Source organism: Anaerobacillus sp. CMMVII, from assembly GCF_025377685.1.
Taxonomy (GTDB): domain Bacteria; phylum Bacillota; class Bacilli; order Bacillales; family Anaerobacillaceae; genus Anaerobacillus.
On the sequence record NZ_JACEHK010000010.1, the window covers coordinates 222,167 to 245,569 of the forward strand.

23 protein-coding genes, 3 pseudogenes and 2 riboswitches are annotated in these 23,403 nt (G+C 36.9%); of the genes and pseudogenes, 25 read left to right on the top strand and 1 reads right to left on the bottom strand.

Annotation, left to right across the window (positions count from 1 at the left end):
* Window positions 1-29 precede the first annotated feature (29 nt).
* From fur to H1D32_RS14765, 25 genes and pseudogenes are all read left to right on the top strand, one after another.
* On the top strand, window positions 30-479 hold the full coding sequence (gene fur / locus H1D32_RS14645) for a ferric iron uptake transcriptional regulator (RefSeq protein WP_261179021.1): 450 nt from the start codon (window positions 30-32) through the stop codon (window positions 477-479).
* A gap of 293 nt (window positions 480-772) precedes the next feature.
* Entirely contained in the window at window positions 773-1,006 is a 234-nt protein-coding gene (locus H1D32_RS14650) for a YqzK family protein (RefSeq protein ID WP_261179022.1), read from the top strand.
* Between the two features lie 275 nt (window positions 1,007-1,281).
* Window positions 1,282-2,172, top strand: a complete 891-nt coding sequence (xerD, locus tag H1D32_RS14655; RefSeq protein ID WP_261179023.1) for a site-specific tyrosine recombinase XerD — start codon at window positions 1,282-1,284, stop codon at window positions 2,170-2,172.
* Between the two features lie 207 nt (window positions 2,173-2,379).
* Complete coding sequence (gene deoB / locus H1D32_RS14660; protein ID WP_261179024.1) at window positions 2,380-3,576, top strand: phosphopentomutase; 1,197 nt, start codon at window positions 2,380-2,382, stop codon at window positions 3,574-3,576.
* 1 nt (window position 3,577) lies between these two features.
* Complete coding sequence (locus H1D32_RS14665) at window positions 3,578-4,381, top strand: purine-nucleoside phosphorylase (protein WP_261179025.1); 804 nt, start codon at window positions 3,578-3,580, stop codon at window positions 4,379-4,381.
* 14 nt (window positions 4,382-4,395) lie between these two features.
* Entirely contained in the window at window positions 4,396-5,217 is an 822-nt protein-coding gene (locus H1D32_RS14670; protein WP_261179026.1) for a purine-nucleoside phosphorylase, read from the top strand.
* 95 nt (window positions 5,218-5,312) lie between these two features.
* Window positions 5,313-6,614, top strand: coding sequence for a pyrimidine-nucleoside phosphorylase (locus H1D32_RS14675; RefSeq protein ID WP_261179027.1), 1,302 nt, complete (start codon window positions 5,313-5,315; stop codon window positions 6,612-6,614).
* A 348-nt stretch (window positions 6,615-6,962) separates the two neighbouring features.
* Window positions 6,963-8,126: a D-alanyl-D-alanine carboxypeptidase family protein gene (locus tag H1D32_RS14680; RefSeq protein ID WP_261179028.1), complete on the top strand. Its 1,164-nt coding sequence runs from the start codon at window positions 6,963-6,965 to the stop codon at window positions 8,124-8,126.
* Window positions 8,127-8,360: 234 nt separating this feature from the next.
* On the top strand, window positions 8,361-8,711 hold the full coding sequence (gene spoIIAA, locus H1D32_RS14685) for an anti-sigma F factor antagonist (protein WP_261179029.1): 351 nt from the start codon (window positions 8,361-8,363) through the stop codon (window positions 8,709-8,711).
* Window position 8,712: 1 nt separating this feature from the next.
* A complete protein-coding gene (gene spoIIAB / locus H1D32_RS14690) occupies window positions 8,713-9,153 on the top strand; it encodes an anti-sigma F factor (protein WP_261179030.1) in 441 nt (146 codons plus the stop codon).
* Window positions 9,154-9,165: 12 nt separating this feature from the next.
* Window positions 9,166-9,924, top strand: coding sequence for an RNA polymerase sporulation sigma factor SigF (gene sigF, locus H1D32_RS14695; RefSeq protein WP_261179031.1), 759 nt, complete (start codon window positions 9,166-9,168; stop codon window positions 9,922-9,924).
* A gap of 397 nt (window positions 9,925-10,321) precedes the next feature.
* Window positions 10,322-10,917 (top strand): annotated as a pseudogene (locus H1D32_RS14700) (stage V sporulation protein AA).
* Window positions 10,907-11,329: a stage V sporulation protein AB gene (locus H1D32_RS14705; RefSeq protein ID WP_261179032.1), complete on the top strand. Its 423-nt coding sequence runs from the start codon at window positions 10,907-10,909 to the stop codon at window positions 11,327-11,329. Before H1D32_RS14700 ends, H1D32_RS14705 begins: the two are co-directional and overlap by 11 nt.
* Window positions 11,330-11,342: 13 nt before the next feature.
* The gene (gene spoVAC / locus H1D32_RS14710) at window positions 11,343-11,810 is read left to right on the top strand and encodes a stage V sporulation protein AC (RefSeq protein WP_261179033.1); all 468 of its coding nucleotides are present in this window, start codon (window positions 11,343-11,345) and stop codon (window positions 11,808-11,810) included.
* A 102-nt stretch (window positions 11,811-11,912) separates the two neighbouring features.
* Window positions 11,913-12,911, top strand: coding sequence for a stage V sporulation protein AD (gene spoVAD / locus H1D32_RS14715; RefSeq protein WP_261179035.1), 999 nt, complete (start codon window positions 11,913-11,915; stop codon window positions 12,909-12,911).
* Window positions 12,912-12,949: 38 nt separating this feature from the next.
* A complete protein-coding gene (gene spoVAE, locus H1D32_RS14720; protein ID WP_261179036.1) occupies window positions 12,950-13,300 on the top strand; it encodes a stage V sporulation protein AE in 351 nt (116 codons plus the stop codon).
* A gap of 4 nt (window positions 13,301-13,304) precedes the next feature.
* Entirely contained in the window at window positions 13,305-13,868 is a 564-nt protein-coding gene (spoVAEA, locus tag H1D32_RS14725) for a stage V sporulation protein SpoVABEA (protein ID WP_261179037.1), read from the top strand.
* Complete coding sequence (locus H1D32_RS14730; protein ID WP_314733419.1) at window positions 13,869-15,362, top strand: spore germination protein; 1,494 nt, start codon at window positions 13,869-13,871, stop codon at window positions 15,360-15,362. It begins immediately after the preceding gene.
* A gap of 125 nt (window positions 15,363-15,487) precedes the next feature.
* Window positions 15,488-15,659: riboswitch (Lysine riboswitch) on the top strand.
* A gap of 253 nt (window positions 15,660-15,912) precedes the next feature.
* A complete protein-coding gene (gene lysA / locus H1D32_RS14735; RefSeq protein ID WP_261179038.1) occupies window positions 15,913-17,235 on the top strand; it encodes a diaminopimelate decarboxylase in 1,323 nt (440 codons plus the stop codon).
* A gap of 317 nt (window positions 17,236-17,552) precedes the next feature.
* Complete coding sequence (locus H1D32_RS14740; protein WP_261179039.1) at window positions 17,553-17,987, top strand: peptidylprolyl isomerase; 435 nt, start codon at window positions 17,553-17,555, stop codon at window positions 17,985-17,987.
* A 181-nt stretch (window positions 17,988-18,168) separates the two neighbouring features.
* Window positions 18,169-18,313: riboswitch (FMN riboswitch) on the top strand.
* A gap of 235 nt (window positions 18,314-18,548) precedes the next feature.
* A pseudogene (ribD, locus tag H1D32_RS14745) lies at window positions 18,549-19,619 on the top strand (bifunctional diaminohydroxyphosphoribosylaminopyrimidine deaminase/5-amino-6-(5-phosphoribosylamino)uracil reductase RibD); the annotation flags it as partial.
* 30 nt (window positions 19,620-19,649) lie between these two features.
* Window positions 19,650-20,285 (top strand): annotated as a pseudogene (gene ribE / locus H1D32_RS14750) (riboflavin synthase); the annotation flags it as partial.
* A gap of 341 nt (window positions 20,286-20,626) precedes the next feature.
* Window positions 20,627-21,820: a bifunctional 3,4-dihydroxy-2-butanone-4-phosphate synthase/GTP cyclohydrolase II gene (locus H1D32_RS14755; RefSeq protein ID WP_261179040.1), complete on the top strand. Its 1,194-nt coding sequence runs from the start codon at window positions 20,627-20,629 to the stop codon at window positions 21,818-21,820.
* 45 nt (window positions 21,821-21,865) lie between these two features.
* Complete coding sequence (gene ribH / locus H1D32_RS14760; protein WP_261179041.1) at window positions 21,866-22,333, top strand: 6,7-dimethyl-8-ribityllumazine synthase; 468 nt, start codon at window positions 21,866-21,868, stop codon at window positions 22,331-22,333.
* 159 nt (window positions 22,334-22,492) lie between these two features.
* The gene (locus H1D32_RS14765; protein WP_261179042.1) at window positions 22,493-22,849 is read left to right on the top strand and encodes a GNAT family N-acetyltransferase; all 357 of its coding nucleotides are present in this window, start codon (window positions 22,493-22,495) and stop codon (window positions 22,847-22,849) included.
* Here the strand turns inward: H1D32_RS14765 and H1D32_RS14770 are convergent, their stop codons facing one another.
* A complete protein-coding gene (locus tag H1D32_RS14770) occupies window positions 22,850-23,362 on the bottom strand; it encodes a DUF309 domain-containing protein (RefSeq protein WP_261179043.1) in 513 nt (170 codons plus the stop codon). It lies immediately after the preceding gene.
* Window positions 23,363-23,403: the final 41 nt, after the last annotated feature.

The window sequence follows — 23,403 nt, forward strand, 5'->3', positions numbered from 1 at the left end:
TAATCGGCTTTTCGGGAGGGGCACAGAGTATGGAAAAAAGAATAGAGCGTATCAAAAAACAGTTGCATTCTCAAAGCTACAAGCTTACTCCGCAACGAGAGGCGACAGTTCGAGTGCTATTAGAGCACGAGGAAGATCATTTAAGCGCTGAAGATGTTTATCTCTTAGTAAAAGAGAAATCTCCAGAAATTGGTTTAGCTACAGTATATCGTACACTAGAATTACTTAGTGAGTTAAAGGTTGTAGATAAAATAAACTTTGGTGACGGTGTTTCTCGGTATGATTTACGTCAAGAAGGTGCAGCTCATTTTCACCACCATTTAGTTTGTATTGAATGTGGTGCAGTAGATGAAATTCAAGAGGACTTATTAGGGGATGTTGAAAAAATCGTTGAAGAAAATTGGAATTTTCAAGTAAAAGATCATCGTCTAACCTTTCACGGAATTTGTAGTCGGTGTCAAGAGAATAAACCAGAGTAACCTTCCGAATTTTGGAAGGTTTTTTATTTAGGTTGTTTTCTCATTTAAATAGCTAGTTATGACAAGATATATCAAGGTCTCGGGGGCATCTTTTCTGAGATTCGAAGGTTGTTAACGCAGAAACATGAATTCCCATAAAGCCACAATGTTTTACGAAAAGAGCCTTTATTTAAGGTTTGTAAACACAAGACAAAATTACATTTTTTATTTTATCTCTTAAATAAAGGTATAGAGCCTCTCGTTTTTGGCATATCTTGTACTAAAGATATTTTTAGCACTTAGGAGGGCTACCAATGATAAGAGATTTTTTTACAGTTGCCTGGGATACAATTCGAGTGTTTCTCTTATTTATGGGGTGCACGGTATTGTTTTATTATGGTATTCTATGGGTAAGTCAAGAATATGAGAGTTATCATCGTTATGATGAACCAAAAGGTAGAGCGGTTAAAGTTGTGCAAATGAACGAACCGGTTGATAGAAACGGTTTCTTAGATCGACTAATGTTTTTCTACCATTTTGGTGAATGATATTTAAAAAACATAAATTCATTTTCTTGTAACTATTCTAAATGCCAGATTGAAAGACGAGGTTTTACTTTCTTTAGATATGTTCCCAATTATCTAAGCGACGGGGGATCTTTGCTAAGGGTGTAATCAGAAAAAATGGAACGTTTATTGAATTATTGTCCATAGATCTACAATGTCTACGAATTATTATTGTAGAGTTAAAGGAGAGAACGCTTCAGTCCTTGGAATACATTAATTACACTTGAAAACAAGAAGCCTGGGGAAAAGGAGTTACGATGAAAAACCAAATAGAGGATTTTCTTCATTTTATTATTGTTGAAAAGGGTTTAGCAGCGAATACAATTGAATCTTATCGAAGAGATCTTACAAAATACACTCAATACTTACTAAATGTCGAGCAAATGACCTCGATTAATGATGTAAGTCGTATTATTATTATGAACTACCTATTCTTCTTAAAAGAACAAGGGAGAGCGTCAACTACAATTGCTAGAACGATAGCATCGATACGTTCCTTTCATCAATTTTTGTTACGAGAGCATGTAACAACAAGTGATCCTTCAATTCATATTGAAACGCCTAAACGCGAACGAAAATTGCCAAAAGTATTATCGTCAGCAGAAGTAGAGGCTCTCTTATCATCATCAAATTCAACATCACCATTTGATGATCGAAATAAAGCAATGCTAGAGTTGCTTTATGCGACAGGAATGCGTGTTTCTGAACTTTGTTCATTAAGGCTTTCAGACCTTCATTTAACAATGGGTTTTATTCGTTGCGTTGGCAAAGGTAATAAGGAAAGAATAATTCCCATAGGAAAGCTAGCAACAGAAGCTCTAAACAAATACTTGAAATCTTCTAGACCAAGTATACTGAAAAATAAGCAACATGACTTTGTGTTTGTGAACCATCATGGAGAGTGTTTATCTAGGCAAGGTTTTTGGAAGATCTTAAAAAAAGTTAGTAAAGAAGCAAACATTAGTAAGGAACTCACACCACATACTCTACGTCATTCTTTTGCAACTCATTTGTTAGAAAATGGTGCTGATCTTCGTGCCGTTCAAGAGATGTTAGGCCACGCCGATATATCAACGACTCAAATCTACACTCATGTAACAAAAATGCGGTTAAAAGATGTGTACGCCAGTTTTCATCCACGAGCTTAGTTAGTAGATAATATCGAAAAAGGTTTTTTTGAAGCAACCTTTAAAATAATTATCTACTTCAACATAAAATATGTTGTCAGACTTCTGACCTCTATATATAATGATTATGATACTATTCATTAAATTAATTTAATACATAATCGGGAATAGTATAAAAATAATAGAGATTCTTCGTATCAAAGTATGTTTTTAGGAAGGATGTTTTTAATGAACAATTTTTCTTACAAAAGGATTTTCCTTGTTGTAATGGACTCTGTAGGTATAGGTGAGGCACCAGATGCTGAGCTTTTTGGTGATGTTGGATCTAATACTTTAGGACATATTGCTGAAAAAATGAATGGTTTACATATGCCGAGGATGGCAAAGTTAGGCTTAAGTAATATTGAAGAAATACAAGGAATTGAAAAAGTGGAAACACCACTAGCTCACTTTGGAAAGATGGCAGAAGCGTCTAATGGGAAAGATACGATGACTGGGCATTGGGAAATCATGGGCCTTTTCATTGATACACCATTTAGGACTTTTCCAAATGGGTTTCCAAAGGAACTGCTTGATGAAATTGAAAGAAGAACAGGAAGAAAGATTATTGGGAATGTACCTGCTTCAGGAACTGAGATCCTAGATATGCTTGGACAGGAACATGTGGAAACAGGAGCAATAATTGTATATACTTCTGCGGATTCTGTACTCCAAATAGCAGCCCATGAAGATGTTGTTCCTCTTGATGAATTATACAACATATGCAAAGTCGCTAGAGAACTAACGTTAGATGAAAAATACATGGTTGGAAGGATAATAGCTCGTCCATTTATAGGACAACAAGGTGCATGGCAACGGACACCGAATCGCCATGATTATGCATTGAAGCCTTTTGGACGAACAGTTATGAATGAACTTGAGGATAAAGGTTTTGACTCAATTGCTATTGGAAAAATCTCAGATATTTATGATGGTGAGGGTATTACCCAATCATTAAGAACAATTTCAAATATGGATGGGATGGATAAATTAGTTCAGACATTGGATATGGATTTCACCGGGTTAAGTTTCTTAAATTTAGTTGATTTTGACGCACTTTATGGACATCGTCGGGATCCGATTGGTTATGGGAAAGCATTAGAGGAGTATGACGCTCGACTGCCTGAAGTACTTGAAAAGCTCACCGACAAAGACTTATTAATTATCACAGCAGACCACGGAAATGATCCTGTTCATCCAGGGACTGATCATACAAGAGAATATGTACCGTTGATCGTTTATGATAAAGCTGCCAAAACAGCCTTTGATCTTGGAACAAGAAGTACTTTTGCAGATATTGGAGCTACAATTGCAGAGAACTTCAAAGTTCCTATGCCTAAATATGGAAAAAGTTTTTTACAAGAAGTACGAAAGGGACGTGAATAAGATGAATAATGCGGTTAAATATTTAAGAAAAAAAGTTTCCGTAAAACCAGAGATTGGCTTAATTTTAGGGTCAGGTCTAGGGATTTTAGCAAATGAAATTGAGAATCCAATTGAAATTCCTTATGATGAAATTCCAGGTTTTCCTGTTTCGACTGTAGAGGGGCATGCAGGTCAACTTGTCATTGGTACATTAGAAGGAAAACAAGTCATTGCGATGCAAGGTAGATTTCATTACTATGAGGGCTATTCGTTGGAGAGAGTAACATTTCCTGTACGGGTGATGAAAGAGTTAGGCGTTAAAAGCGTGATCGTTACAAACGCAGCAGGAGGAATTAATGAAACATTTACTCCAGGGGATTTGATGATTATAACTGATCATATTAATAACTTTGGTGATAATCCACTAATAGGGCCAAATGACCCTGCACAAGGAGTTCGTTTCCCTGATATGTCCACTGCTTATAGCAAAACACTTGTTAAGTTAGCAAAACAAGTAGCTATGTCATTGGATATTGTTATTAAAGAGGGTGTTTATGTTGGCAATACAGGCCCATCATATGAGACACCTGCTGAGATAAAAATGCTTCGTACTTTAGGTGGGGATGCTGTTGGAATGTCAACTGTACCAGAAGTGATTGTTGCAAAACATAGTGGTCTAGAAGTATTAGGAATTTCTTGTATTTCAAATATGGCAGCTGGTATTTTAGATCAACCGTTAACACATGATGAAGTAATCGAAACAACAGAAATGGTAAAAGCAAACTTTTTAAGTTTTGTAAAAGAGATTGTTAAAGAAATGAATTAGTGGGAGTGGGAGAAATGAATCAAGTCTTGGAAAAAGCAAAGGAAACTGCTGGTTTTATTCAAGGGAAAATACAAACAGAACCAACGATCGGTCTAATTCTTGGCTCCGGGTTAGGTGAGTTAGCTAATGAAATTGAGGAAAGCGTGGTCATTCCTTATGATGAAATACCGAACTTTCCAGTCTCAACTGTAGAGGGGCATGCAGGTCAACTTGTCATCGGAAAGCTTAATGAAAAAATAGTAATTGCAATGCAAGGAAGATTTCATTTTTATGAAGGGTATTCTATGCAGGAAGTAACCTTCCCGGTTCGTGTCATGAAATTATTAGGAGTTGAAACAATTGTCGTAACAAATGCATGTGGTGGTATGAACTCAGCATTTGCCCCTGGTGATTTAATGATCATTACTGACCATATTAATATGACTGGAGCGAACCCTTTAATTGGACCTAATGAAAGTGAGTTTGGTCCAAGATTCCCTGATATGAGTTCAGCTTACACTCGTGAATATGTCCCTGTTTTAGAGGAAGTCGCAAAAGAAATTGGAATTCAGATACAAAAAGGTGTTTATGTAAGTGTGTCAGGTCCAACCTATATGTCTGCAGCTGAATTAATCATGCTCAGGAAAATTGGTGGCGATGTTGTTGGTATGTCAACAGTCCCTGAAGTAATTGTTGCTAGACATATGGATATGAAAGTAGTTGGGATAAGCTGTATCACAGATATGGCCATTGGTGAAGAGTTAGAAGGCGTAACACATGAACAGGTCGTTGAAGTAGCAAATCGTACAAAACCAAAGTTCATAAAATTAATTAAAGAGACATTACCAAGACTGTAGGAGTTATGAATTATGAGTTATGAGTTATGAAAGAAAGGCTTCGAAGCATCATCACTCAAAACTCAAATCTCTACACTAAAAAAAGGGTGAGACTTATGAGAATGGTTGATTTAATTGAAAAAAAACGCGACGGAAAAGAGTTAACTAAAGCTGAAATCGAATTTATTATTAAAGGTTATACAAGTGAAGTGATACCTGATTATCAAATGAGTGCTTTTGCAATGGCTGTTTACTTTCAAAATATGTCAGAAAATGAACGAGCAGCCTTAACGATGGCAATGGTTGAATCGGGGGATCAAATTGATCTTTCAGCTATTGAGGGGATTAAGGTTGATAAGCACAGTACAGGCGGGGTAGGCGATACAACAACACTTGTACTAGCTCCTCTAGTTGCTAGTGTTGGGGTTCCAGTTGCTAAAATGAGTGGCCGTGGTTTAGGTCATACAGGTGGTACAATCGATAAACTAGAAGCTGTAAATGGTTTTTCAGTTGAAATCTCAAATCAACAATTTATTGATCTTGTGAATAAAAATAAAGTTGCAGTCGTTGGACAAAGTGGAAATTTAACTCCAGCCGACAAAAAGCTCTATGCCCTTAGAGATGTTACCGCAACTGTTAATTCCATCCCTTTAATTGCAAGCTCGATCATGAGTAAAAAAATTGCTTCTGGTGCTGATGCGATCGTACTTGATGTAAAAACTGGTGCTGGGGCTTTTATGAAAGACTTAGACCAAGCAGAGGAACTTGCCAAGGCAATGGTCGATATTGGGAACAATTTAGGTAGAAATACTATTGCTGTTATTTCTGATATGAGTCAACCACTAGGCTTGGCCATCGGAAATGCTCTAGAAGTGAAAGAAGCAATTGATACATTAAATGGAAAAGGACCAAAGGATTTATTAGAGCTTTGCTTAAGTCTTGGAAGCCAAATGGTATTTCTTGCTGAAAGAACTAGTACTTTGGAGGAAGCACGCACACTATTAGAAGAGGCTATAAGTTCCGGTAAAGGTACTGAAACTCTAAAAGCATTCCTTCAAGCACAAGGTGGAGACCCATCAGTCGTTGATGATGTGACAAAACTTCCAACCGCGCGGTATCAGATTGATGTTCCGGCTAAACAATCAGGATATATTTCTAGTATCATTGCCGATAAAATTGGTGTTGCAGCAATGCTATTAGGGGCTGGACGTGCCACAAAAGAATCGGTCATCGATCTTGCTGTTGGAATTGAGCTTAAGAAAAAAGTAGGCGACTATGTAGAAGCTGGAGAAGCAATCGCAACACTTCATAGTAACCAAGAGAATGTTGATGATGTTAGTAAAAGGGTAGAAGAGTCTTACACGATTACTTCAAGTAAAGTAACGGCTCCACCACTTATTTATAAAGAAATTAGATAAGCTTATTTTTAGAGATGCCCAGTATATTAGATGCTGAAGGGCATCTTTTTTCATTTTTAGGCTGATTTTCAAAGGTTGTTTGGGGCATCTTTTCAAACATTCAAAGGTTTGATAACACAGAAAATATATTTAATAAAAATATTTTTCGGGGTTAAGCAGGGAAAAAGCACAATAAACTTTTTCCGGACGCTAGCACTCTTCTTTTAATCATAAAAAAGCCCATATTCCAGGTAAGTGCTAACGTTGCTTACTTATGATTCAAAGGTATAAACTATTTTTTTCCAAGTTTGTATAAAAAAGTTGGAAGTGGAAAAAATGCTAGGGAATAGGAATGGAGGGATAGTGTTTATGAGGGGATTTTTTGTTCGTTTTTTAGCAATTACACTACTATTATCAACTTTTCAAGTACCTGCCTTTGCTGAAGAAGGAAAGGTCCAATTAGCAAAAGAGTCTTCATCGGCTATTTTAATGGAGAGAGACACTGGTACAATATTGTTTGAAAAAAATAGTAATGAACAGCTACCACCTGCGAGTATGACGAAAATTATGACTATGCTTCTAATAATGGAAGCACTTGATCAAGGGAAAATAACTCTAGATGAGAAGGTTCGAACTAGTGAACGGGCAGCATCTATGGGTGGGTCACAGATTTTCTTAGAGGTAGGAGAAGAAATGACTGTAGAGGAAATGCTAAAAGGAATTGCGATTGCTTCGGGAAATGATGCTTCCGTTGCAATGGCAGAACATTTAGCAGGTTCTGAGGATAATTTTGTTACAATGATGAATGATAAAGCGAAATCGTTAGGTTTATCTAATACTAATTTTATGAATTCTAACGGGTTACCTGCGGATAATCATTATACAACCGCTTATGACCTCGCTGTCATTTCAAAGGAATTATTGAAGTATGAGGGTATTTTAGCCTTTACGAGTTTGTACGAGGACTACCTACGGCAAGACACAGATAAGAAGTTTTGGCTAGTAAATACCAATAAACTAGTGAAGTTTTACCCGGGGGTTGACGGCTTAAAAACAGGTTATACACGAGAAGCGAAATACTGTCTTACTGTAACGGCCAAGAAAAACGATATGCGGGTTATTGCAATAGTAATGGGAGCACAAACTCCTAAAGATCGTAATCGCCAAATTACAGAGATGCTAGACTATGCTTTCAGTCAGTTTATTACCCATAATTTATATGAGCGTGGTCACGTGATCACAACTTCAAAAGTAAGTAAGGGACAAAAACCTACAGTAGAAGTTGTAACATCTGAAAGCGTTTCTGTATTAACGAAAAAAGGTGAAAATATTGATGACGTCGAGGAAGTAATTAATCTCGATAAAGATCTGAAAGCTCCAATCAAAAAAGGTGATCAGCTTGGAACTCTGCGCTTAGAAAAAGAAGGAACACTTCTAGTTGAAGTACCTTTAGTTGCAAACGAAGAAATTGGTGTGGCTTCATGGTGGCAATTATTTAAGCGAACAACTACTAAATTCGGTGGCCGTCCATAAGAAAGCCAATGCGCTTGTTGAATAAACAGTAATCATAGGTGGGGCTTCCCCCACCTAACTTCTATATATAAATGATTTGGCGAATTTCCGGTACTTTTGTAAATTTCTTGCCGAATACTCACTAGTTTTGTCACGAAGAAGGATTGAGGCTCATCTTTATCGAAAACCTTTTCTAACACAACTATTTCTATGAAATCTGTTGGTTGAAAAGTTTATTTAAGGAGTGAGTAAATAGTGAGTTTGACCATTAGTATGGAGAAAAGAGATTCAATACTTTGTGTAAGAATTAATGGTGAATTAGATCATCATACAAGTGAAATGTTACGTAACCAAGTAGATGACCAATTACAAAAAGGTAAATATAAGCATTTGATTTTAAATTTAGAACATCTGACGTTTATGGATAGTTCTGGATTAGGCGTCATCTTAGGGCGTTATAAGCAAATAACGAATAACGGCGGAGAAATGGTTCTTTGTTCAATTACACCTCCAATTAAACGATTGATGGATATGTCAGGATTATTCAAGATTATAAGATTAGCTGACAACGAGCAGTTTGCATTGGAAACATTGGGGGTGGCCTAAGATGAAAAATTTTATGGAACTTCAATTCTCAGCTCAAAGTAAAAATGAATCGTTTGCACGTGTAACTGTTGGAGCATTTGTTGCTCAACTTGATCCAACAATGGATGAGTTAACAGAAATCAAGACTGTTGTTTCTGAGGCGGTAACAAATTCAATCATCCACGGTTATGATAATAATCCAGAAGGAATTGTTTATATCTCTGTTACGTTAGAAAATGATGTTGTACAAATCACAATTAAAGACGAAGGTATTGGTATCGACGACATCGATGAAGCGAGACAACCATTGTATACAACCAAACCAGAGTTGGAAAGATCTGGCATGGGCTTTACAATTATGGAAAACTTTATGGATGATATTAAAGTTGTTTCAAATCCGTTAGTAGGAACAACTGTTCATTTAACGAAGCTTTTATCTAATAGTAAAGCTTTATGTAATTAAGGGGTTCTGCTTATGGATGTGGAGGTTAAGAACGAAAAGAAGGAAGCATACTTAACGGATAAAGAAGTAAAAGCATTAATTGCTAGAAGCCAAGAAGGAGACCAAGATGCTCGCGATATGATTGTAAACCGCAATACTAGATTAGTCTGGTCTGTGGTGCAACGTTTTTTAAATAGAGGTTATGAACCAGAGGATTTGTTTCAAATTGGCTGTATCGGTTTAATTAAGTCTGTCGATAAATTTGATTTATCATACGATGTTAAGTTTTCCACATATGCTGTTCCAATGATCATTGGTGAAATTCAGAGATTTTTGAGAGATGATGGGACAGTTAAAGTTAGTCGTTCTCTAAAGGAGACGGCTAATAAAATCAGGAAAATGAAGGATGAACTTTCTAAAACATTAGGTCGCGTCCCTACAGTTGCGGAGATTGCCGAGAAACTAGAAATTTCTTCGGAAGAAGTAGTTTTTGCTCAAGAGGCAAGCCGCAGTCTATCATCAATTCATGAAACTGTCTATGAAAATGACGGAGACCCAATAACGCTATTAGATCAAATTGCTGACCAATCGGAGCATAAATGGTTTGATAAGCTTGCATTGAAAGAAGCGATTCGCCATTTAAATGAACGGGAGCGTTTAATTGTTTACCTTCGCTATTATAAAGACCAGACTCAATCTGAGGTGGCAAATCGATTAGGGATATCTCAAGTGCAGGTTTCAAGATTGGAAAAGAAAATATTGCAGCAAATTAAAGACCAAATGGTGGATTAGCCATTTGGTCTTTTGGCTTTTACGGGTACTTCTCCAAAGCAATTCCAACTAGGTTCTTCCCCACAAAACTCAACACTCTTAAAAGTGCATGAGAAACGTTTAATCATCCCATACTATATAAATAAAGGTTGTTTTCGCAAAGTTTGTTGCTTAAGTAAAAACTAAGATTTCACTACTTATTGAGTAAGTAGTGCTCTTTTCTTACTCAATTTATTGGGTGATATCTTCATCTAAGGAATTTTCAATTATTTTAGGTTAAAAAGCAACAAGTTTTTTTGTGCGACGAGTAACCGCAGGAGCAATGTTTTAGAAAAGAGCCAAAATAAAAGAATAATGTCCAACTTCTTACTTAATTAAGGAGGGGAACAAAGTGAAACAGGACATAGTATATTTAAGAATGCGGCACCGTGTCCAGGCTAATCCTGAGCAAAAAATGACAATTGGAGATGTAGCACAAATTGTTGCCAACGATGAACTTCGAGACCTAGTAGGTAAAATCCCCATTCATCAAATCAAACCAAAGGATAAAAAATTTATTGTGATTGATGTAATGAAGGTTGTAAAGGCGATCCGTATGTCATCTCCGTATATAGAAGTACAAACTATGGGAGCAGCACAAACAATCGTTGAAGTTTATTTTGCTAAAAAAACGTTTAAACCGCTTTTTTTGTAGCTGTTTGGATCTTACTTTTTATTGGGGCAGGTCTGGCGGTTATGAATTTTCATGAGGATGTGAGCATGAGAGAAGTTCACCAAAAAATATATGAAATAATTACAGGTGAAGAAAATGCTAAACCTTTGATGTTACAAATCCCCTATTCTATCGGGCTAGGTGTTGGGATGATCTTATTTTTTAATCATTTATTTAAAAAGCGAATTAACGAGGAGCCAAGCCCAATGGAAGTAGAAATGTTTAACTATCAACAAGCACTAGATCATTATGTCTCTATTCATGAGAATAGTGAAAGCGAAACGAAATTAAATGATCGTTAATTATTTTGTTGTTATGGTCATTGGCTTAAGTGGAGGGTTAGCTGTTGGAAGTGGACTTGTAGCCTTTTTAACCGTATTAGGAATAGTCCCAAGACTAACTCAACTAACAAAAACAAAAAATTATATAAAACTATATGAGTGGGGTGTAATTTTAGGGGCGATCACTGGTTCTTGGTTTAGTTTATCAGAACCACGTTTTAATCTACCTAGTTATACATTAATAGTTATTGGCCTTTTTGCAGGGATATTTGTTGGAATGTTAGCTGCAGCGTTAACTGAAGTGTTAAATGTGTTCCCAATACTAGCTAAGCGAGTGGGTGTAGCAGAAAAAATCATTTACCTATTAATGGCTATAGTTCTTGGGAAAATATTCGGTTCATTATTTCATTGGATATATTTCGTAGACAAATAAAGGGGATGGAGCTATGGATCAAAAGCAGCTAGAGAAGAATAAGAAAAAGTACAAAAAAGCAATTGAACCTTTTCAGCCAAAACCTCAATATGTAAAAAATTGTTTTAAAGCTTTTCTTGTTGGTGGTGCCATTTGTGCCTTTGGACAAGGTTTAGCTAATGTTTATATCTCATATCTTGACCTAACTGAACAAACAGTTGCTAGTGCGATGATAGGTACATTAATTCTCTTAGCTGCATTACTCACGGGTTTTGGTGTATATGACAAGATTGGCCAGTTTGCAGGTGCGGGTTCAATCGCAACTGTAACAGGGTTTTCAAACGCAATTGCGAGTAGTGCACTTGAACATAAAAGCGAAGGTGTTGTATTGGGGATCGCGGCAAATATGTTTAAAATAGCTGGTGCTGTGATTGTTTTTGGAGTAGTTTCAGCTTATATCGTAAGCATGATTCGCTTACTTGTACAAACGCTAATTTCTTAATAGATAAGAAATCAACCTAATTAAACCCAGTCAAGTTTCAAGCACCAGCGGCTCGGAAGAGTACCTAGGGCTCTAGGCTTTTTGAAATAAGGAGGAGACCGAATGGGTAAGCAAACATTAATGTTTAAAAGCGACATTTTTATTGATAGTACGGCAACTGTCGTTGGGCCGAAGGAAGGACAAGGCCCTCTTAAGGGAACTTTTGACAAATCTTATGATGATTTATATTGTGGAGAAGCTACTTGGGAGTTAGCAGAAAGAAAGTTGATGTCAGAGGCTATCGATCTCTGTCTTCAGAAAGCGAATAAAAAAAACTCAGAAATTGATTTTTTTCTTGGTGGTGATTTGTTAAACCAAAACATAACAGCTAGTTATGTAGCAAGAGAAAAAGAAATTCCTTTCTTTGGTTTATTTAATGCATGTTCAACGTCAATGGAAGCAGTAACACTTGGCGCAGTTTTACTAGAAGCTGGCTTTGCAGATCATGTTGTTGCTGCTGTAAGTAGTCATTTTGCTACAGCAGAAAGACAGTTTCGTTTTCCAACGGAATTTGGAGGACAGAAGCCTGAAACTTCGATGTATACAGTCACTGGTTCAGGCGCTGCATATTTAAGTAGAAAAAAATCCAAGATAAGGATAGAAACTGCAACAGTAGGAAAGGTTATTGATCTTGGGATTACAAGTCCTTTTAATATGGGTGCAGCAATGGCTCCAGCAGCTGCCGACACAATTAAAACCCATTTAAATGACCTTAAACGAAGTCCAAGCGATTATGATGCCATCGTAACCGGTGATTTATCTAGAATTGGAACACCGATATTAAAAAGTTTATTGTCAGAACAAGGGATTGATATTGCTAAGGTCCATCAAGATTGTGGAGTATTGATTTTTAGCACCGATCAACATGTTTTTTCAGGTGGTAGTGGTTGTGCTTGTTCTGCCGTCGTGACCTTTAATCATCTATTTGGTGAAATGAAACGAGGGGCGCTACGGAGGATATTAGTTGTGGCCACTGGGGCATTATTAAATCCCTTAATGATCCAACAAAATGAATCAATACCTTGCATAGCTCATGGTGTTTCCTTTGAGTGCGTTGAGTAAGAATTATTCGAGTAAGTATTTTTTAGGGGGTGAGCGTGGTGGAATATGTTGTCGCTTTTACTGTTGGTGGGTTTATTTGTGTCATTGGACAGTTAATGTTGGATTTCCTTAAATTTTCTCCCGCTCATGTCATGAGTTCTTTAGTAGTAATTGGAGCTCTCTTAGATGGGTTTCATCTTTATGATCGGCTTATTGATTTTGCAGGGGCTGGAGCGATCGTTCCGATCACGAGTTTTGGACATTCACTTGTTCATGGAGCGATGATTGAAGCACAAAGATCAGGCTTTTTAGGTATAGGTATGGGGATTTTTGAAGTAACTTCTGCGGGAATATCATCAGCAATATTATTTGGATTTTTAGTAGCGATATTTTTTAAACCGAAAGGATGAAACCATGGAATACAAAAAAAGGGTTATTCTAATTACCGATGGTGATGAATCCGCGAGAAAAGCAGTAGAATTAGTTGCCAAAGAGATCGGTGGAAGGTGTATCAGTAGTTCGGGTGGCAACCCAAGCCGTTTGACTGGAAATGAGCTAGTTAAACTCATAAAAAAGGCTCCCTGTGATCCTGTTTTAGTCATGTTTGATGATTGTGGATATACAGAAGAAGGACCGGGGGAGGAAGCGATGCGGGTTGTCGCAACCGATCCGGATTTAGAGGTTATCGGTGCCATTGCAGTAGCCTCAAAAACACATGATAGTGAATGGACAAAAGTTAATGTAAGTATTGATCGTAATGGAAATTTAACTGAGTATGGAGTCGACAAATATGGTCTTCCTGATATAGAACTCGGCAGAATAAATGGTGATACTGTCTATAATTTAGATGAGCTTGACATCCCATTTATCGTGGGAATTGGGGATATTGGCAAAATGGCAGGGAAAGATGAAGTAGAGAAGGGGGCTCCAGTGACGAGAAAAGCGGTTGAATTGATATTGGAAAGGAGCGAAAAATAGATGAGTAATGAAATACTTGAAGAAGCAAGTGTGGACAAACAGAAAGTTTCCAGTCGAATGATTGAAAATGAAAGATATCTAAAAGAAAAATTAGGAATTGGAATTACTTTCGATATTGGTGTGAGGAAACTTTCAGTACTTGAAAAGGAATTACAGATTTACTTCCTCAATGGTCTCTGTGATAGTCAATTTATTATTGAATTATTAAAAGAGCTTATGTTTTTGGATGCAACTGAAAAACAAAAACAGCGCGTTAAAGAACAAATTGAAAATCGCCTAACTCATGTTCAAGTTGAACGCGTTAAAACGTTAGATGAAGCAACTGATCAGTTATTAGCAGGTCTTATTATTATTCTTATTGAAGATGAAACAGAAGCTATCCTTGTTGATGTTCGTAGTTATCCAGGCAGAGGGCCAGATGAGCCAGATACAGAGAGGGTGGTTAGAGGTGCACGGGATGGCTTTACAGAAAATCTAATTGTAAATACAGCTTTAACAAGAAGAAGAATTAAAGATGAGAGACTGAGACATGAAATTGTACAAGTCGGTGAACGTTCAAAAACTGACATATGTATTGCTTACATAAAGGATGTAGCTGACCCGGCATTTATTGAGAATGTAAAGAAAGAGCTTGATGGAATAAAAATTGATGGAATTTCTATGGCTGATAAAGTTGTCGAAGAATTTATTGTTAAACAAGGCATAAATCCCTTCCCGTTAGTTCGATACACGGAACGTCCTGATGTTACGGCAACCCATTTACTAGAAGGGCATGTCGTGATTTATGTAGATACTTCGCCAAGTGTTATCATCTTGCCTACAACATTTTTTCACCATGTACAACATGCGGAAGAGTTTAGACAAGCTCCGATTGTAGGGACTTTCCTACGCTGGGTCCGTTTTTCAGGGATGATTTTTGCTTTACTTATATTACCGTTGTGGCTGTTAATGGTAATGGAGCCAAGCTTGCTCCCTGCAGCTTTAGACTTTATCGGACCAAATGAGACGACCAATGTTCCTGTTTTTGCCCAAATAGTCATAGCTGAAATAGGGATTGAGTTGTTGAGGATGGCAGCCATCCATACGCCTTCACCGTTGGCGACTGCTCTCGGGTTAGTTGCAGCGTTGCTTATCGGGGAAATCGCGATTAATGTTGGTTTATTTATTCCAGAGGTTATTCTTTATGTAGCGCTCGGGGCAATTGGAACATTTGCAACACCTAGTTATGAATTAGGTATAGCATTAAAGCTTTCTCGCTTAGTATTATTATTGGCCGTATTTATCTTTAAAGTTCCAGGCTTTATCATCGGTTTCACAGTATTCTTTATATTCCTTACTAGCATAAGGCCGATGAATACACCCTACTTATGGCCGTTTATCCCGTTTTATCCGAGAGCGTTTGCGGATATTCTGTTTAGACTTTCAGTTCCATTAAAGAAGAAAAGACCAAAAATTGTTAATCCACAAAACTCAACAAAACAATCAACTAACTAACGTATTGCGATATTATCATTTTTATGATAAAGTTTTACGTAATCATTTGAAAGAGTTTCATAATAGATGTTGGAATTATGAAAATTCTTTAAAGGTAAGATAAATTAATAAAACCCCTCATTGATTAATGGGGTAGAGGCGCAAAGCGAATGAGTAAACTGTGGAGCTTGGGAAGCATTGAAGCAGCTTGAAAGGTCAATTTGCCGAAGTGGAGAATTGAGCCCTATCAATCTTTGCTGGGTCGTTATTGAATAAATAACGGACTGTCACTGTTCGCAGTGGAGGACTACTTTTTACTTGAGGTTACGAAAAAGCTATTAAGGCGGAAAATGTAACTTACATTTCCGCCTTTTTTATATCCTATATTCTAAATTTTAGGCTGTTTTCGTAAACTTTGTTGCTTTTAGGTCGTACCAAGCATTCGCTTGGTTGCGACCTAAAAGCTAATAGAAACAATCTATTAGGAAAGAGCGAAATTTTAAGAATGAATTTTAAGTAAACTTATTATTTTCTGTACTTAAATTCACACAAACGAGAGGAGATCATGTGAATGTACAAACACGGTACGAGCAGAGTTAATGACATAGGTCATTTAGAAATTGGTGGAGTTGATACTGTCAGTTTAAAGGAACAGTTTGGCACACCATTATATGTTTATGATGTCGCTTTAATTAGAGAAAGGGCGAATGAGTTTGTAAATGCTTTTCAAAAACGTGGAATTAAGGCTCAGGTAGCCTATGCTAGTAAAGCATTTAGTTGTGTAGCGATGGTTCAACTTGCAAAACAACTGAATTTAAGTTTAGATGTTGTTTCTGGTGGTGAATTGCACACAGCGCTAGTAGCTGGATTTCCTGCAGAAAAAATTCATTTTCATGGAAATAATAAAAGTTCTATGGAAATCGACATGGCAGTTGAAGCAGGCATCGGTTGTTTTGTTGTAGATAACTTTTTAGAGATTGAGCTAATTAGAGAAACGGCCCAAAGATACGGGAAAAAGGTTTCAGTTCTGTTACGGATTACACCTGGGGTAGAGGCCCACACTCATGAATATATTTCTACAGGTCAGGAAGATTCTAAATTTGGTTTTGATTTAATCAGTCGTCAAGCCCAAGAAGCGATAGTAAAAGTTCGAGATGCAAAAGAAATTGAAATGTTAGGTTTTCATTGTCATATTGGTTCACAGATTTTTGAAACAACCGGTTTTATTATGGCTGTAGAAAAAGTGTTTGCTTATCTAGCAGAGTGGAAAACCCAATTAGACTATGTTCCACAAGTTTTAAATCTTGGTGGTGGATTTGGGATTCGTTATGTCGAAGGAGATACACCACTTCCAGTTTCTCACTATGTTGATGCGACGATAAATGCGGTTGAAACCGAGTCAAGAAAACTTGGAATTGACATTCCAGAGATTTGGATTGAGCCAGGACGTTCTCTTGTTGGAGATGCTGGAACAACATTATATACAGTTGGATCTGAAAAAGAGGTTCCAGAAGTGCGTCATTATTTGTCAGTTGACGGAGGAATGACAGATAACTTGCGCCCTGCTCTTTATCAGGCAAAATATGAAGCAATGATTGCTAATCGGAGTAATGAAGCTAATCAGGAAATCTATTCTATTGCCGGGAAATGTTGTGAAAGTGGAGATATGCTGATTTGGGATATTGCATTACCTTTTGCTAGACATGGTGATGTATTAGCGGTATCTTGTACTGGGGCATATGGATATTCGATGTCTAACAACTACAATCGAATACCTCGACCAGCAGTAGTTTTCGTTGAAAACAGCGAAACAACATTGGTAGTAAAAAGGGAAACTTATAAAGATATAGTTCAGCTTGATTTACAGCTCAACGGAACTTCATTAGAAAACTAAGAAAAGCGCCTGAAGCTAGACATCAAGTACTAACAACGTTTATAATTTCTTAACTTATAATAAATAGGCTAGCTCAAGTTCAGCTTTTGGACAATATGGTGCTTGGTGTTTCAGTGCTTTATATTGTCTTGGAGGTCAAATCTTCGAGCAGCCTTTTCTATTATTGAGAAAGAATTAAACATGGTTAAGCCTAGTTGCATCTATAAGTTTGCTACCTTGACTAGTAAGAAACATAATGACAATGTTTGTGTTTTCTTGTTAAAGTGTAGTAAAATGACTTGAGTAAATATGTAATATATTTTGAGGAGGATACATACGTGAAAAAAGGTAGTATTGCTTTTGAAAATGGTGAAAAAATTGTAGTTGAGTTCTTCCCAGAGGAAGCACCAGGTACTGTAGAGAACTTTGAAAAGTTAGCTAACGAAGGTTATTATAATGGATTAACTTTTCACCGTGTAATTCCAGGATTTGTAGCTCAAGGTGGATGTCCAATTGGTAATGGTACAGGTGGTCCAGGTTACACAATTAAATGTGAAACAGAAGGGAACCCACATAAACATGGTCGTGGATACCTTTCAATGGCTCATGCTGGTCGTAATACTGGCGGAAGTCAATTCTTTATCCTTTTTGAACCACAGCCTCATTTAGATGGAGTGCATACTGTATTCGGTCGCGTAATCGAAGGCATGGATGTAGTTGATCGTATTCGCCAAAATGATGTAATGAGTGAAGTAAAGGTCTGGGAAGAATAATTTATCTTTAACAAGAACTTACATGAGATTCCCTCTTGTAAGTTCTTTTCTATTATAGGCCTGATTACTCATAGGTTGCTTTAAAATAGCTAGAAGAACAAGATATATCAAGGTCTCAGGAATTAATACTAGACAACTTTAGTTCCTTTTGTGATATAATAAACAAAACAAACGAATAAGTAATATCCTTCGGGGCAGGGTGAAATTCCCAACCGGCGGTGATGAAGCAAAGCTTCTAAGCCCGTGACCCGCTTTATGTAACGTAAGGCGGTGGATTTGGTGAGAAACCAAAGCCGACAGTATAGTCTGGATGGGAGAAGGATTAATTGATAAACAATGGGTGAAATCTATATTTTTTAGATGTTAGGGTTTCGGACTTTACTTACCGGACTTAACGTTCAAAAAAATGACCGATGACCTGTTTATTTAATTATGCATTTTACCCCAGAAAGGATACCTTTATCTTTTTTGGGGTTTTATTTTTGTTTTTTATAGATAGCACACCAATATGGGAAATTATATGAAGGACTATACACTTTATTTTAAAAGGATTGAGCGTAAATGAATGACCTAGCCTACATGAGACTTGCTTTACAATTAGCTAAAGGAACTATGGGGCAAACATCACCGAATCCAAATGTCGGATCAATTGTTGTAAATAATGGGGAAATCGTTGGTATGGGTGCACATTTAAAAGCCGGTACAGAACATGCTGAAGTACATGCCCTAAAAATGGCGGGCGATAAAGCTAAGGGTGGGACAATTTATGTTACTCTAGAGCCTTGTAGTCACCATGGTAGGACTCCTCCTTGTGCCGATTTAATTATTGAAAAAGGGTTAAAGAGAGTTGTGATTGCTTGTCTTGATCAAAACCCATTGGTTGCAGGTAAAGGTGTTGAAAAGCTTAGAAATGCTAATATAGAAGTAGAGATTGGTGTCTTAGAAGAAGAGGCGCTAGAATTAAACAAAGTATTTTTTTATTACATTAAAACAAAACAACCCTATGTCACATTGAAAACAGCAACTACACTTGATGGGAAAATTGCTACATCTACTGGTGAAAGTAAGTGGATTACAGGTGAGATCGCTAGAGAAGATGTGCATCAGCTTCGCCATGAGCACGATGCAATTCTAGTTGGAGTAGGTACTGTTTTAGCCGATGATCCTTCCTTAACGACTAGAAGGAAAGAAGGTGGGAAAAATCCGGTTAGGATTATCTTAGACCATCATCTACGTACACCTATTCAATCAAAGCTAGTGACAGATAGAAAGGCTCCAACATGGATTATTACCGGAAAAGATGCTCCCAAAACTAAGCAAATGGAATTAAGTAATTTAGGAGTGAAAATAATTCGGATGGATCAAAGTGACATTATTATCACCGAACTACTCTTGGTTTTGGGAAAAGAAGGGATAACCTCTTTGCTTGTTGAGGGTGGTAGTATGGTAAATGATAGCTTTCTTCGGGCACGTTGTATAAATGAAGTTATAACATATATTGCGCCAAAACTTATTGGTGGGAAAGAAGCACCTACCTCGTTTTCAGGGATTGGCTTTCCGCAATTAGGTAATGCTTATCAGCTCTCAATAAAAGAAGTAAAGCAATTAGGTGATGATTTGAAAATTGTTTCTGTTCCAAAGGGGAATAATATGTTTACTGGAATAATTGAAGAAGTAGGAACAATTGAGCAAATAAAACAATCAGGGGATGCGATTGTCATGACGATCGCATCAAAGAAATTATTAATTGATGCTCATTTGGGAGATAGCATCGCAGTAAATGGTGTTTGTTTAACAGTTACTTCGTTTGATAAAGAGCGCTTTACGGTTGATTTAATGCCTGAAACCGTCAGAAACACTAGCCTTAGGCAGCTTTCGAGAGGATCCAAGGTGAACCTTGAAAGAGCAATGGCTGCTGGTGGACGTTTTGGCGGACATTTTGTATCAGGACATGTTGATGGAGTTGGTGAAATTTTCAAAAAACATCGCCAAGATAATGCTATATATTATGAAATTAAAATTCCTAAAAACATTAGGAAATATATCATCATGAAAGGTTCAGTTGCTGTTGATGGAACAAGCTTAACTGTTTTCGGCGTTACTGAAGATACTTTTACAATTTCAATCATTCCTCATACTCTTTCTGAGACTATTCTTGGGCTGAAAGGTCCTAGTGATGTAGTGAATATTGAATGTGATATGATAGGGAAATATATTGAGCAGTTTATCGAACAAAGACAAGGTAGAAGCAATTCGTCTCTTTCAGCAAGTTTTTTAGAAGAGCATGGCTTTAAATAAGTTTTTATAGATTTGGTTATAAGCAATACTTATATAGAAGAGGGATACTTAATTATTTTTCTTTTTTAAAAGATAAGAATGTATAAAATTTCAACGTAATAACTGTCTAGCTCCACCGCCCAGCCCCTCGAGGTCAAATAACCTTCGAGAATAAAAGTGAAAGAGCACACTTTTTTTCTCGAAGAACATTTGCTAGTCGGGGCTTAACAGGGCGCTTGCGCTTTTCTTATATGAACACTTTAATCGACTATAGCTGATGTAACCAATACCATGCGAAAACAGCTTATTTCAAAGAAAAATAATGATATTTGAGGGGAACAGTAAACAGAGGAGGGAATGTAATGTTTGATCCAATTGAAGAAGCGATTTATGAGTTAATGCAAGGAAACATTGTCATCGTTTGTGATGATGAAGATCGAGAAAATGAGGGAGATTTTATTGCTTTAGCCGAAAAGGCAACCCCGGAAGTAATAAATTTTATGATTACTCACGGGAGAGGGTTAGTTTGTACCCCGATAACTGAAGAAAGAGCTAAGCAACTAGACTTAATGCCAATGGTTGATCATAATACAGATCCACACGGCACAGCTTTTACGATTAGTGTAGATTATAAAACAACGACGACAGGTATCTCGGCCCATGAACGTTCAGCAACAATTCTCGCACTAATTGATGAACAAGCAAAAGGGACGGATTTTAAAAGACCCGGTCATATATTTCCTCTTGTAGCTAAAGACGGAGGTGTTTTAAGAAGGGCTGGTCATACTGAGGCAGCCGTTGACTTAGCTAGACTTTCAGGGGCAAAACCAGCAGGAGTCATTTGTGAAATAATTAATGAAGACGGAACTATGGCTAGAGTTCCTGATTTGCGAAAAATTGCCGATGAGCACGACTTAAAGATGATTACGATCAAGGATCTAATTAAATATCGAAACCGTAAAGATAAACTTGTAAATCGCGAAGTTGAAATTAATCTACCAACTGAATATGGGACATTTAAAGCAATTGGCTTTTCAAACGTCATTGATGGAAAAGAGAACGTTGCTCTAGTCAAAGGTGAAATAACACCAGATGAACCTGTATTAGTTCGAGTACACTCGGAGTGCTTAACCGGTGATGTATTTGGGTCCTTCCGCTGCGATTGTGGTCCTCAATTACATGCTGCGTTAGAGCAAATTGAGAAGGAAGGCAAGGGTATCCTCCTCTACATGCGTCAAGAAGGTAGAGGGATTGGTCTTCTAAATAAGATGAAAGCATATAAGCTTCAAGAAGAAGGCTACGATACAGTTGAGGCCAATGAGAAGCTTGGCTTTGCTCCTGATCTCCGTGACTACGGAATTGGTGCACAAATTTTACGTGACCTAGGTGTTAGACAAATGAAGTTATTAACAAATAACCCTAGAAAGATAAAAGGATTGAAAGGCTATGATTTAGAAGTAGTCGATCGAGTAGCTTTACAACTACCACACAACGATGATAATGAAAAATATTTACGTGTGAAGCAACAAAAGCTAGGGCATTTACTTCATTTTTAATGTAGAATTTAAGAAAAATAATAGACATGTTGGAGGAGATTAGTTATGGGAAATCTTTTTGAAGGAAATTTAGTTGGTACAGGTCTTAAAGTAGGGATTGTTGTAGGAAGATTTAATGAGTTTATTACAAGCAAGTTATTAGGAGGAGCTGAAGATGCTCTGAAACGTCATGGAGTAAACGAAGCAGATATTGATATCGCTTGGGTACCTGGTGCTTTTGAAATCCCATTAATCGCTAAGAAGATGGCAAGTTCAAAGAAATATGATGCGGTCATAACTTTAGGAACAGTTATTCGTGGAGCAACTCCACACTTTGATTTTGTCTGTAGTGAAGTTGCTAAAGGAGTTGCTTCAATTAGTTTACAAAATGAAGTGCCTGTGATCTTTGGTGTATTAACAACGGACACAATTGAACAAGCGATTGAAAGAGCTGGAACAAAAGCTGGTAATAAAGGTTGGGAAGCAGCAGCGTCGGCGATTGAGATGGCAAATCTTTCAAAATCCTTTGAATAAATGAAAAAAAGATTGTTTAAGCTTAAGCTTGAACAATCTTTTTTTAGTCTTATTTCCAAAAGTTTTGTTTTTCATTTTTCAGATAACAATTGTTTAATTTCGTAGTATAATATGAATTGTGTGCAACCATAGAAATTCACGAATTGTGAGGGATGCAATATGTTAATTAAGTATAAAACTTGTTATGAAAAAATAGCAATGGGCCTCCTTGCTTTTATGCCAGAGGAGAAGAATGTAAAAAAGCTGCAACTAACAATCAAGAAATACGAAGAAGACCCAAGATGGCACCTATTCCTATGGAGAGATCAGGAAGACATGGTTGGGTTAGTCGGAGTATCAATGTTAGAGGATGAAACGGTCCAGCTCAATCATCTATCTGTATCACCTTCTTTCCGAGAAGAAGGTCTAGGAAAAAAAATTATAAGTGCAATTAAGGACCATTATGTTAAAAAGAAAGTTGTCCCAAGTGTACAAACAGCATTGTTTTTTGTTAAGTGTGATACAGAAACCGAATAATTAACTGCCACGCTTCTTTTTTAGTTGCTGTTCTCGTGCAGTGATAATAGCTGAGCGATCTCTTACTTTATGCTTATCAATAATACTTTTATCAACTATTGGTTTTTCATCACACCAGATGACACCTTGTTCTTTGGATTTTTTCAGACATTCGTCTAGAACAACTTTATCTACAATTGGAAGCGTAATGGGTGTATAAGCATTGCGTTTTTTTATAGCTTCGTATTTTTTTGTTAATAAATTGAAAAGTGTAGTATTATCAAAACCGAGCTTGGATAATTGTATTTCTTCTTGTTTGAGAATAGCAATCGTTTGCTTCATTAGCTTTTCTGCCCCGACAAAATTTTTTCTTCTATGATGGTACATTGATACTGCTAGTTGAATAAAGCCCACCCAAAGCTTATTTTTTTGTCCATCTTCTTTCCAATACTCCTCCAAAACTTCATGACATTCAAAATAATCACGGTAGCTATGAAAATAAACTAAATAGTCAATAAACCTTTGTGGGTACATAGTTTTTCCACCTTTCTTAAACTTTGAACTAATTTTAACAT